The sequence below is a fragment of the Pyxidicoccus sp. M6 genome, from assembly GCF_055568925.1.
This window is the reverse complement of the sequence record NZ_CM145714.1, coordinates 12460755-12472827: the sequence shown is the minus strand read 5'-3', so window position 1 is coordinate 12472827 and position 12073 is coordinate 12460755. Positions and strand designations below refer to the sequence as shown.

8 protein-coding genes are annotated in these 12073 nt (G+C 69.6%); 3 read left to right on the top strand and 5 right to left on the bottom strand.

Annotation, left to right across the window (positions count from 1 at the left end):
- Window positions 1–168 precede the first annotated feature (168 nt).
- The gene (locus ACVTJA_RS49225) at window positions 169–804 is read left to right on the top strand and encodes a GAF domain-containing protein (protein ID WP_465831435.1); all 636 of its coding nucleotides are present in this window, start codon (window positions 169–171) and stop codon (window positions 802–804) included.
- Window positions 805–818: 14 nt separating this feature from the next.
- On the opposite strand, the gene ACVTJA_RS49220 is transcribed toward ACVTJA_RS49225, so the two are convergent.
- Entirely contained in the window at window positions 819–1706 is an 888-nt protein-coding gene (locus ACVTJA_RS49220; RefSeq protein ID WP_465831433.1) for an MYXO-CTERM sorting domain-containing protein, read from the bottom strand.
- On the bottom strand, window positions 1703–3274 hold the full coding sequence (locus ACVTJA_RS49215; protein ID WP_465831432.1) for an OmpA family protein: 1572 nt from the start codon (window positions 3272–3274) through the stop codon (window positions 1703–1705). Before ACVTJA_RS49215 ends, ACVTJA_RS49220 begins: the two co-directional genes overlap by 4 nt.
- A 249-nt stretch (window positions 3275–3523) precedes the next feature.
- Here ACVTJA_RS49215 and ACVTJA_RS49210 point away from each other — a divergent pair, with 249 nt between their 5' ends.
- A complete protein-coding gene (locus ACVTJA_RS49210; protein ID WP_465831430.1) occupies window positions 3524–6457 on the top strand; it encodes a TonB family protein in 2934 nt (977 codons plus the stop codon).
- 172 nt (window positions 6458–6629) lie between these two features.
- On the top strand, window positions 6630–9002 hold the full coding sequence (locus tag ACVTJA_RS49205; RefSeq protein WP_465831428.1) for a GAF domain-containing protein: 2373 nt from the start codon (window positions 6630–6632) through the stop codon (window positions 9000–9002).
- 22 nt (window positions 9003–9024) lie between these two features.
- Here ACVTJA_RS49205 and ACVTJA_RS49200 read toward each other — a convergent pair whose 3' ends face one another.
- From ACVTJA_RS49200 to ACVTJA_RS49190, 3 genes are all read right to left on the bottom strand, one after another.
- Complete coding sequence (locus tag ACVTJA_RS49200; protein ID WP_465831426.1) at window positions 9025–9579, bottom strand: OB-fold protein; 555 nt, start codon at window positions 9577–9579, stop codon at window positions 9025–9027.
- Between the two features lie 129 nt (window positions 9580–9708).
- The gene (locus tag ACVTJA_RS49195) at window positions 9709–10479 is read right to left on the bottom strand and encodes an immunity 52 family protein (RefSeq protein WP_465831424.1); all 771 of its coding nucleotides are present in this window, start codon (window positions 10477–10479) and stop codon (window positions 9709–9711) included.
- A 12-nt stretch (window positions 10480–10491) separates the two neighbouring features.
- Complete coding sequence (locus ACVTJA_RS49190; RefSeq protein WP_465831422.1) at window positions 10492–11910, bottom strand: Tox-REase-5 domain-containing protein; 1419 nt, start codon at window positions 11908–11910, stop codon at window positions 10492–10494.
- Window positions 11911–12073 lie beyond the last annotated feature (163 nt).

The window sequence follows — 12073 nt, the reverse complement described above, 5'->3', positions numbered from 1 at the left end:
ACGGTTATCCAGAAATACCCGTACTTCCAGGTGTAGGCGCGTGTTGCGCAGTCAACGCGCATGCCTCGGGCTGGGTTTGTTTTATGAGGGGGTGGAAAATTTATGATGTATATGTGACTATTGCCTGGCCGGTCCCCCCGCCGGTCCCCTCAGCTGGAGAAGAAGCACATGGCATTGAAGGCACTCGCATCCGTCATGGGTGTCACGCAGGCGCTTCTGGAGCACGGATTCGAGCCAAAGACAGTCGCGGAGGCGCTCGGCAAGATGGGTGTCGCGCTGGACGTGGACCGGGTCTACATCTTCGAGAACCACACCGGTCCTGGCGGCAAGCTGCTCTGCAATCAGCGCTTCGAGTGGACGGCGGCCTCGGCTTCCGCGCAGCTCGACAACCCGGAGCTGCAGAACATGGCCTACGAGGAGGTCATCCCCACCTGGCCGCCGGTGCTGTCGAAGGGACAATCGCTGTTCGGCACTCCGAGCGACTTTCCCTCGCCCGCGAAGCAGTTGCTGGAGAGCCAGGACATCAAGTCGTTGCTGGTGTGCCCCATCATGGTGGGCCGCGACTGGTGGGGCTTCGTGGGCTTCGACGATTGCCGCAAGGAGCGCCGGTGGACGGCGGCCGACATCGAAGTGGGCCAGGTCCTGGCGGGTGCGCTCGCGGGCTCGCTGCGCCACGCGATGCTGCGCAGCAAGCTCACCGGTGTGAAGAGCCAGCTCCAGACCATCATCCAGCGCTGCGCCGACAGGCCCCAGACCCAGAGCACTCCATCCTCCGTGCTCTCGCGTCCCATCGAAGGGACCTGAGTCAGGTCACTCTGTCAGCCGCGTCTCCGCCGACGTAGCGCGAGCACCAGCAACAGCAGCCCTGTCATCGCGCCTGGAGCGGGCGCACCCGTGCAGCCCATGCCGCTGCCGAGGTAGTCGAGTGCGTTCGGCGGCGTAACGTCGCCCGGAGGCACGGGGCCCGGTGTTCCTCCGTCTTCTTCAGCCGTGCCCGCGTCGGTGACGGGCGTGCCTCCGTCATCGACGTTGCTCGTGCCGCCGTCGCCAACCGGGCCCGTGCCTCCGTCCACATCGCCGGGCGAGCCACCGTCGTTGCCGCCCGAGCCTGCGTCGTCTCCGGAGGAGCCACCGTCCGCGCCCGAGCCCGCGTCACTCGTGGGTGAGCCGCCGTCGTTACCCGAGCCCGCGTCGCTTCCTGGAGAGCCACCATCTCCACCCGAGCCCGCGTCCCTCGGAGGCACACCGCCATCGGGGTCCCCCGTCCCCGCGTCACCCGGAGCCTCCACTGTCCACTCCCAGTTCGCGGGCGTGGCGTCCTCCCTGTGCAATAGCGTGTCGTACGCCTTCACCCAGAACAGGTGTGGCCCCGGAGTGATGCCCTCGCGGTGCCACGCTTGGATGGCGGGCCCGGGAGTAGCGCCTTCGCGGTGCCACGTGCCGCTGCCGCACCGTGCATACGGCTCGTCATCCAGCGCGCACCAGAACTCGGCGTCGTCGGTGCGGTTGAAGAGATTGGAGCGGAAGGTGAAGTCGGCCGTGGTGGACGTCGTGAAGGAGTCCGGGCCGGTGAGGATGACCGTGTCCAGCTCCCGCTCTTCACCCGCGAAGGCGGAGGACACCGGCACCAGCATCAGCACCACGAGCCAGCCGGCCACGCGCACCCTCTCCGCGCGCATGCCATGGAACGAGAGCGGCCGAATCATGGCGTGACCTCCCGGGCGCTGCCCTCCGCCGCGGTGGCGGGCGGGATGATGTGGAACTCCACGCGGCGGTTGCGCTCGCGTCCGGCGGCGGTGGCGTTGGTGTCCGCGGGCCTGTCCGGCCCTCGGCCCACCGCGCGCAGTCGCATCGCGTTCACCCCGCGCCGCTCCAACTGCCGGCACACCGACTCCGCGCGCGCCTGCGACAGGCGCCGGTTGTACGTCGCCGGGCCGATGTTGTCCGTGTGCCCCTCCACCTCCACCAACTCCAACTCCGGGTGCTCCCGCAGCACCTTCGCCACCTGGTCCATCAGCGGGAACGAGCGCGGCAGCACCTCCGCGCGGTCGAAGGCGAAGAAGACGCGCTCGGTAATCTCGAGGGTCTTGTCCGTCAGGTACACCACCTGCCGGACCGACTCCGGGCAGCCCTGGTTGGACGGCGGGCCGGGCTCGCGCGGGCAGTTGTCCACGCCGTCCGCCACCAGGTCGGCGTCCTGGTCCGGAAACTCCACCACCACCTCCGGCTCGGGCGGCGCCGCGCCGTCCTCCACCGGAGGCTCCGCGACGGCGACGACCGTCTCACCGGGAAGCCCATCGCGCACGCCCTCGGGCTCCGGTGTGCGAGCAAGCACAGGCAGCGGCACGGGCGGCACCGCCTGCTTCGCGCGCAGCGGGTCGAAGCCCACGCCCGCGAGCATGCGGAACGCGGGCACGCCGGGGGCCACGCCGAGGCCCGGGCCTCCAAAGGCGAACACCTCGAACTTCTCGCTGAGCAGGTAGCGCGCACCGGCCAGCACCTCGCCGGACCAGAGGGCGCCACCGGTGAGCGGCGCGGAGGCGCGGAGCTGCACCTCGCCGCGCAGCGAGCCGTCCACGTTCGTCACGCCCATCGCGAAGGGAAGCTCCGAGCCCACCGAGTGCGAGCCCACCTGCACGCGCTCGCGCAGCCGCGTGCCCGCCTCCAGCGACACGCGCATCTTCTGGAACCTCTTCCCCACCGCGAGGCGCGGCGTCGCGCTCCAGTGCCCGTCGCCCATCAGCGCCTCGCGCCGTCCCAGTGGAAGGCCCGCGTCCACCTCGGCCGCCAGGTCCACCAGCGCGCCGTCCGCCTCGCGCAGCAGGCCCACGCGCGCGCGCACCAGCGGCGTGCCCACGCCGGAGCGCCGCAACTCGCCCAGCCCCAGGCCCGCCAGCGACATGCCGCCCTGGCCCAGCAGCACCGGCACCGCCGCGCCCAATTCCAGACGCGGGTGCGGCGCCACGGCCACCGCGAGGTGCAGCAGTGCGCGCTCGCGCACCACCTCACCCACGCGGCGCCCGTCTCGTACCATGACGAGCGGGTGGTGCTGGTAGTGCGTCACCACCGCGAGCCGCAGCGCGCCCGGCTCCAGCAGCATGGCGTCCGAGCCCAGCAGCGCGCCGCGCGAGGTGGGCGATACGGTGAGACGCTCGAGGTCGAAGGAGGGCAGCGGCGGTGGCTCGCCCTCGGCGGCCACGGCGGAGGTGCCCGTGAAGAGAAGCAGCGCGGCGGCGGCCAGCCGGCTTCTGGAAGGTGGGGGCGTGTCTCGCATGGAGGGGTTCTCCGGGGTGGAGAACAAGGTGGGGAGCGTCCGGGCCGACGTCCTCCCGCCCGGATGGCGGAGTCCCCTGTCCTTCCCTCGACGCGGTGCGCTGGACCGTCCACCGCATGACGGAAGGAGGGAACTTCGACCCCGTGAGAGCCGTCAGGTGGGTTGCTTCACGTGGGGGTGCTTGTCACCCATTGCCGTCCCTGGCCTCATGCGACCTCAGGGGCCGACGCGAACGACACCGTGAAGGACATGACTCGTCGACAGAGGTGGCGGAGGGGGAGCCCCCACGGGCACGCGCTCGCGCTGGTGCTGGGACTGCTCGTGCCCGTGCTGGCCGCGCGCGCCCAGTCTGGGGGCGTGTCGGACGGAGGCCTTCCCGACGCGGCCGTCGCCCTTCCACAAGAGGTGGAGCGCGAGCTGCTGCACACGGACGCGGGCTGGGCGGTGGACCCGGCCGCCGCCGCCTCGGAGGTGTCAGCGGACGCGGGGACTCCGGCGCAGCAGGCCTTCGTGCCGCCGTCGCTGGTGACGGACTCGCCCGCGCCGTACCCGCCGCAGCTCGCGGCCGAGGGAATCGCGGGTGTGGTGAAGCTGGAGCTCCTCCTCGACGAAGCGGGCGAGGTGGAGTCCGCCACGCTGGTGGAGGGCCTGCACCCGCGGTTGGACCGCGCCGCGCTGCACGCCGCGCCCATGCTGCGCTTCAACCCGGCCACGCTCGACGGGCAGCCGGTGCGCGTGCGCCTCTTCTTCGAGTACCGCTTCGAGGCCCCCATGCCGGTGGCGGCCGTGGACGGCGGGGTGGTTCCCGACGGACCCGTCACGCTGCGCGGCCTGGTGCGTACGCGGGGCAACCGCCGTCCCATCGCCGGCGCCACGCTGGTGTCGGACGTGCTGCCGGACTCACCGGTGCAGGCGGATGAGCACGGCCGCTTCGAGGCGCGCTGGCCCATGGGCGCGCACAAGGTCCGCGTGGTGGCACCCGGCCACAAGCCCTTCGTCTTCCGCGAGACGCTCAACGCGAAGGAGGCGCTGGAGGTCGTCTACGGCCTGGAGCCGCTCGTCATCAACCCGTACGAGACGGTGGTGCGCGGAGACCGCGAGCGCACCGAGGTGAGCCGCGTCACGCTGCACGACGCGGAGCTGCGCGAGGTGCCAGGCACCATGGGCGACCCGTTCCGCGTCGTCATGCTGATGCCGGGCGTGGGCAGCATGCTGTCTGGCGTGGCGTACCCGGTGGTGCGTGGCAGCCAGCCCGCGTCCACCGGCTACTTCCTCGACGGCATCCGCGTCCCCATCCTCTTCCACCTGTTCCTCGGCCCCGCCGTCATCCACCCGGACTTCCTCGACGCCATCGACTTCTATCCGGGCACGCCGCCGCCGAAGTACGGGCGGCTGATGGGCGGCGCCATCGACGGGCGCCTCAGCCGCCCGCGCGATGACGGCGTGCACGGCAGCGCCTACGCGGACCTCATCAACGCGGGCTTCTTCATCGAGACGCCCTTCGAGGACACGCGCACCAACGTCAGCCTCGCCGGCCGCTACTCGTACACGCCCTGGATTATCGCCCTCGCGGCCAACAGCCTTCAGTCTCCGCCCTCGCCGGGCCGCGAGAATCCGAAGCTGGTGCTCGACTTCTGGGACTACCAGGGCCGCATCGAACAGGACGTCGGCCAGGGCAAGCTGCGGCTGTTCGCCTTCGGCTCCTCGGACACCTTCGGCGAGGAGGCGCAGGACGACTTCAGCAGCACCTCGCTGCAGTCCATCGTCTTCCACCGCGTGGACCTGCGCCTGCGCTACCCGGTGGGCCCCGGTGAATTCGAGGCCGGCGCCACGTGGGGCCTGGACCGCTTCTCCGTCATCAACGAGGACGTGGCCGACAACGCGAACGCCGTCTACATCGACCAGGGCACGCTGTCCGCGCGCCTGGGCTACACGATGACGGTGTCCCCCCAGCTCTCGCTGCGCGGCGGAGCGGACATCGACTCCAAGCGCGCCATCGTCGACATCCTCGACGAGACGCGGGACGACTCCGAGGAGGTGGAGACGGCGCCCGTCGCGATTGGCACCTTCCTGGGCGCGTACGCGGAGGCGGTGTGGACGCCCGACGACAAGTGGTCCGTGGTGCCCGGCCTGCGCGTGGACAGCTACCACCTGTCCCCGAACATCCAGTACTCGGTGTTGGAGCCGCGCGTCACCGTGCGCAGGAAGCTGACGGACCGGCTCACCCTCAAGGGCGGCGCGGGCCTCTTCCACCAGCCGCCCACGTCCCTCATCAGCCTCCCCGTGGTGGACGTGGGCAGCCTGCTGCTCGGGCTCCAGGAGGGCATCCAGCTCTCCATGGGCGCCGAGTGGAAGGCGTGGCGCGACCTGGAGGTGGGCCTGGACGTCTACGTCAACCCGATGGTGCGCACCATCGAGCTGACGCCCTTCTCCGACGAGGGGCTGGTGGACGACGTGGACCCGGACCTCCCCGACGACGTGGAGGTGACGAAGGGCGCCCGTCAGGCGCGCTCCCTGCGCCGCGCCTTCCAGGAGGAGGACGACGACGATGACGACGACGGTGGCCTCATCCCGGACCGCGGCGACATCGACTTCCCGGACTTCACCAGCAAGGGCATGGCGTACGGCATGGAGCTGCTCATCCGCCACCCGCTGGGGAACAACTGGTTCGGCTGGCTCTCGTACACGCTGCAGCGCAGCACCCGCCTGACGCGCTTCTACCGCCATGACGCGGAGGGCAACGTCATTCGCGAGGACGAGAAGAACCTGCCCTTCGTCTTCGACCAGACGCACATCCTCAACCTGGTGCTCAGCTACAAGTTCTCCAACAGCGTCACGGTGGGCGGGGTGGTGCACTTCAACACCGGCCGCCCGGAGTACGGCGCGCTGGGCACGCAGACGCACCGCGAGGGCGTGGACGTGGCGGGACGGCCCACGTGGGTGAAGGCGGACCGGGACCGCGTGGACCGGCTGCCGGGCTTCCTCCGCTTCGACGTGCGGCTGTCCAAGGCGTGGGTCTACGACTCCTTCAACCTGGAGGCGTACCTGGACATGCTCAACGTCACCATCAGCCGCGAGACGGTGGGCTTCGAGTACAACGGCGGCGGCGGACGCACGCTCACCAAGGAGGCGGTGGGCCTGCCCGTCGTCCTGCCCATCCTCGGAGTGAAGGGGCGCTATTGAGCAACAGGAATGATGGATAGCGCACGCTTGTCTGCTCGCGGGGCCGCCATGCCGGGCGCGCGCTTCTACGCACCGGTGTAATCCTAAGAGCACGTTTGTTCCCAGAGCCCCCGCCCTCGGGGCCATGGGGCCGGAAGCACTCCGGACCGCCATACACCCAGGTGACCTCTTCATGTTCCAGGACGGGATTCCGACGATGACCGAGTGGTTGGAGCGACTGGGGGCCCCCGCTCGCCGCGCGGTGACGGCGCCGAACCTGATGCTGGCGCCCCAGCTCCTTCCGCCCGACGAGTCCTCGCACCACCCCGTGCTGGCCGGTAGCGAGGTGCCGGCGGTGCTGCTGGTGGACGACAACCCCGCCAACCTGGTGTCGCTGGAGGCCATCCTCGAGCCGCTCGGCGTGCGGATGGACAAGGCCACCTCCGGTGAGCAGGCGCTGCGCTTCCTCTTGCGCGAGGAGTACGCCGTCATCCTGCTCGACGTGCGCATGGCGGGGCTGAGCGGCTTCGAGACGGCGGCGCTCATCAAGCAGCGCGAGCGCACGCGCAACGTCCCCATCATCTTCCTCACCGCCTACGGCCGGGACGACGTGGAGGTCGTCACGGGCTACTCCACCGGCGCGGTGGACTTCCTGCAGAAGCCCTTCCCGCCGGAGGTGCTGCGCTCGAAGGTGTCCGTCTTCGTGGAGTTGTTCCGCGCGCAGCAGCAGGTGCGGCGCCAGTCGGAGCTCTTGAAGCAGAAGGAGGCCGAGGCGCGCGACGCGGCGCTGCGCGCGTCCGGCTACATCGACCGGCTGCGCGACTTCGCCGCGCGCCTGTCCGAGGCGGGCACGGTGGAGGACGTGTGCCGCGCCCTCTTCGAGCAGGGGCTGGTGGCGGCGGGGGCGAAGGCGGCGGCCGTCAACCTGCTGGACGCGGCGGGCGAGGCGCTCGAGGTCGTGGACTCCATCGGCTTCTCGGAGGCGGTGCTGTCCCAGTGGCGGCGGGTGCCGCTGTCCGCGCCCATTCCGCTCACCCAGTCGGTGCGCGAGCAGCGGCCCATCTGGCTGGGCTCGCCGGAGGAGTGGCAGGCGCAGTACCCGGACGTGGACGCGCGCGGCGTCCTCGAGGCGGCGGTGTCGCTGCCGCTGCTGGTGAAGGGCCGGGGGGTGGGCGCGATTGGACTGTCCTTCGCGCGCCAGCGCGTCTTCTCGGAGATGGACCGGGCCTTCTTCACCGCGCTGGCGCACGCGTGCGCGCAGGCGCTGGAGCGGGTGCGGCTGTCCTCCGAGGAGCGCCGTGCGCACGAGCAGGCGCGCTCGGCGGCCGCGCGGCTGCGGTTGCTCAGCGAGGCCTCGGACGCGTTCAGCGTGGCCAACCGTGATTGGGACGGGCTGGTGGCCACCATCGCCCGGCAGATGGCCCGGCACCTGGCGGAGTCGTGCGCGCTCTACCTGCTGTCCGGTGACGGGGAGCGGCTGGAGTTGGCGGCCTTCCACCATGAGAACCCGGAGGCGGAGGCGCTCTACCGAGAGGTGCTCCAGGTGCCGCTGCGCTCCGGTGAGGGCTTCAGCGGGCGCGTGCTGGAGAGCGGTCAGCCGCAAATTCTCCCGGTCCTGACGCTGGAGTCGCTGCTGGCCACGATGAAGCCGGAGCACCACGAGGCGGGCCGGCGCTTCCCCATCCACAGCCTGGTGGGCGTGCCGCTGCGCATGCAGGGGCGCACCATGGGCGTGCTGTCGCTGTGCCGCTTCAGCCCGGGGCGGCCCTTCACGCGGGACGATTTGGGGCTGCTGGAGGAGCTGGCGGCGAAGGCGGCGCTGTCGATTGAGAACGCGCGCCTGTTCGCGGAGCAGCAGCGCTCGCAGGAGGAGCTGCGGCGCCGCGCCGAGTTCGAGCAGCAGTTGGTGGGCATCGTCTCGCACGATTTGCGCAACCCGCTGGCGGCCATCACCATGTCCGCGGGGTTGATGGAGAAGAAGGGCGAGCTGTCCGACTCGCAGAAGCGCATGGTGGTGCGCATCAACCAGGCCACCGAGCGCGCGGCGCGGATGATTCGCGACCTCCTGGACTTCACCAAGGCGCGGCTGGGCGGCGGCATTGCGTTGCACCGGCAGCCGACGGACCTGAAGGACGTGGTGCACCAGGTGGTGGACGAGGTGCTGGTGGCGCACCCCGGGCGGCACGTGGAACTGGACGTGGCGTCCGAGCTGAAGGGCGAGTGGGACCCGGACCGGATTGCGCAGGTGCTGACGAACCTCTTGAGCAACGCGCTGACGTACAGCCCGCCGGGAGCGCCGGTGCGGGTGGGGGCGAAGCTGGACGGGGACAGCGCGGTGCTGACCATCTTCAACGGCGGCGCGCCGATTCCCTCGGAGCTGATGCCGCGCCTCTTCGAGCCGATGACGCGTGGGGTGTTGAAGGAGGGCCAGTCGAGCCGGAGCATCGGCCTGGGGCTCTATATCGTCCGCGACATCGTCCGGGGCCACGGCGGTGGCGTGGACGTGGTGTCCTCGGCGGACGACGGCACCACCTTCACGGTGCGGCTGCCCCGGCACGGGGCCTGAGACGCGGGGGCGCGCGGAGGCGCTACTCGGCGAACTCGCAGTCGCGGACGAGGACGTTCATCATCAGGCCGTCCACGCGGCCGCGGACGGTGACGCGCGTGCCCTTGGAGAGGGATGCGGCCTCCTTCGCGTGCACGTCGTCGAAGAAGCACTGGACCTGCGGGATTTCGAATTGCCGGCCCGTGCCGAGCGTCACGTAGATGGAGTTCATGATGTCCTTCTTGACGTCATCGACGACGCCCGTGGTCTGGATGAGCTGGCCTTTGAAGGTGGAGTCGGCGCGCACCTCGTTGTCGCTGTACTCGGCGAGCAGCTTGCGGATTTCCACTGACGTCGGAGTCGCCGTGGGCTTCTGATCGGCCGGAGCCGCCGAGGCGGTACCGGCGTTCTTGCGACCCGCCGCGCCGATGCCGCCAATGCAGGTGCCGAAGAAGCACAGGGCCATGAAGCCGCCAACGCCGAACAGCAGCAGCTTCCCGAAGGAGAGGCCTCGCGGTGGAGGGGCGCCGCACTTGGGACAGGCTGCCGCGTTGGAAGCCACTTCACCGCCACATTGCTTGCATTTCACGAGTGCCATGGAGAGCTCCTGAGGACTTGGCGGCATTCAACGTGCTTCCTCGTGGGAGCCGAATACCTCCACGGGGGGATTGCCCCGGGAGCTCCAGGGCATGCAGAAGGGCCGAAGCGTCCAGGCCCCTGCGTTTCTCTATGACGTGGGCCGGAGCGGCTTCAGCAGGCCCGCCCCGTCCAGCAGTTCCCGCACTCTCTCAGCTAGCGCTACATGCTCCGGATTGCTGGCCGTAAAGCGCTCCGGGGTGAGGACGATGAGGGTTCCTTTGTCCGCGACGGGTTCGATGCGCACCGGAGCGGGCAGCGGCGGCACCGCGCCGATGCGGCGTGAGAGGTACGTGATCCAGCCCAGAGAGAAGGGCGCCGAGTCGGGCTCCTGGTACTCATCCTCGAAGGCGTGTGAAGTCGCGAACGCCCAGTCCGGCTCCCAGGCTAGCGCCATGCTTCGCACCGCACTCGTCAGGACGGGGGCAGTGAGCACTCGAGCAGCGTTCGCGCCATAACCGAGCGTGGGCAGCTTCAGCACGCACGCATTGGAAACAGCCTCAGAGTAGCATCCGCAGAGAATTCGTAGATCCGCGCTGTCGTAATTCCCACCGCCGTTGCCGAACCAGAAGGTGAAGCCCAATTGCTCGATGGCTGGCCCTCCCTTCTCGCGGTTGACGCCGCTCCGGAACAGTGCGGTGAGAGTAGGCACATCGGGCGGCATGAGCGGGTGCTTGCGAGCATCCTTGAGTGACCGGGCCGGCTTATACCAATTGGCCAAGAACGGATCGCACGGAGCCAGCAGGTTGAGGAAGTCCGCTGTGCGCCGGGCGCATTCCTCGGGCGACTCCTTACGGGGTCCCCAGTAGGCACCGGCATAGTAGGTCTCAGGATGGGTCTGTGGCTCGGACTTGACGGTCACGTTGGTCTCTCTTCAGCGCGCCGGGGTGTGGACAACCGTAATCTCTTTGATCCTATTTTCCCGGAACAGCTTTCGGATGGCATCGGCTGTCTTCTTCTCCGCGACGTGCCATTCGATGGGGATGCCTGTTCCCTTCACCCTACCTATCTGCCGGTTGGCCTGCTTGACCATCTCGGCTGCTCCCGAGTTCTTGAACCAGAACTGAGGGTCAAGGTTGTCGAGGAACTTGTTGGCATAGTTGGGACCCTTCGCCTCCAGGAGCACGCCATTCTTGAAGCCGTCGAACTTCGTCCCGCCGCTCTTCTTGCCCACGCCGCCAACCCAGTAGGCCTCGTCGGCGGAGTGCTCCGTAATCTGCTCCTGGTACGCCCGAGCGCTTTCGGTTGCGCCCCCTTCTTCGGATGGGCCCCACTGCCCCGGCCCGCGATCGTCGGAGGGCGATGGCTGTCCCGTAGCCGTATTCGCCCGGTGGAGGATGATGGCGGCGCCTGGCCCGCTGCCCAGCACGGCTGCTGCCCTTCCCACCGGCACCGTGACGCGCTCAATCGCCAGCGCTCCCTGCGCGGACAGCGACAGCACCGGCACCGTCGCCTCGGCACCGGCTAGTGCTCCCGTCAGCGTGCGCGTGGTGGCCGTGGCGGTGCCCGTTGTCACGAGGAGGTTCGTGGCAAGCTCGGCTACTGCCTGCACCTGCTCGCCATGCGTCATGTACCGGAACCGCTCGAAGTATTCCGGTGACGACTCGATGAGCGCCGCGACTCCAGCGGGCAGGTTCTTCAGTGAGGCGATGCTGTCCAGCGGGTAGGTGAAGAAGTGGCCAATGGAGAGCGCCAGCTTGAAGAAGGCCGCTTCGGCTCCGTCCAGGGTGCGGCTGACATGGTCCGCGTCGTCGTGGACTTCCGTCCTCACCGGGCCGTTGCGAATCGGCTCCATCCGCTCGTTCGCGAGATGGAAGAGGAAGCCATCGCTCACGTAGAAGCGTCCCAGCTCGAAGGAATGGGAGCGGAAGGCACCGTCCGTCCACTCGACAGGGCCCACCCGCTGCTGCGTCTTCCCGCTGTGCACCCACGCGAGGCAGCCGTCGGGCCGGAGCACTGCCACGTGTGCAAAGCGCTCCGCTCGGCGCACCAGCTCGTCGCGTGAAGCCTCTCCCTCCTCCAGCACTTCGCGCAGCATGAGGCCCACGGCCATGCGGGCCGGAAAGTTGCCGAGCGTCACCGGCCTGCGCAGCAACGTCTCCATCAGCCGCGCCGCCTGCGTGGGCGACAGGGAGCCTCCCGGCAAGGGCCGCTCGTCCCGGCCTTCCAGGCCCGCGGCGGTGAGCAGCTTCTCCCAGGCATCCGTTTGCGACGTGCCGGGAGAAATGGCGCCCCCGACGCCGCCAGAGGCCGCCCCCGTCACGAGTTCACGGGAGCCCCGACGACGGCTCAACCGCTCCGACTCTTCGGGACCCGAGATGGAAAGAGGCGAAGACGCGAGGGCGCGCGGGTGCTCATCGCTCGGCGGTTGCGTCAACGCTGGGCCCTTGGCGCCGCGTGGCAGGTAGCTCAGGCTTCCGCTTCGGTTCGGTGCTCGCGACGACGACACGCAGCCG

Coding starts and splice junctions, on each gene's coding strand:
- ACVTJA_RS49215 (WP_465831432.1), bottom strand. CDS start 3,274: ATGCGAGACACGCCCCCACCTTCCAGAAGCCGGCTGGCCGCCGCCGCG.
- ACVTJA_RS49225 (WP_465831435.1), top strand. CDS start 169: ATGGCATTGAAGGCACTCGCATCCGTCATGGGTGTCACGCAGGCGCTT.
- ACVTJA_RS49200 (WP_465831426.1), bottom strand. CDS start 9,579: ATGGCACTCGTGAAATGCAAGCAATGTGGCGGTGAAGTGGCTTCCAAC.
- ACVTJA_RS49220 (WP_465831433.1), bottom strand. CDS start 1,706: ATGATTCGGCCGCTCTCGTTCCATGGCATGCGCGCGGAGAGGGTGCGC.
- ACVTJA_RS49210 (WP_465831430.1), top strand. CDS start 3,524: ATGACTCGTCGACAGAGGTGGCGGAGGGGGAGCCCCCACGGGCACGCG.
- ACVTJA_RS49205 (WP_465831428.1), top strand. CDS start 6,630: ATGTTCCAGGACGGGATTCCGACGATGACCGAGTGGTTGGAGCGACTG.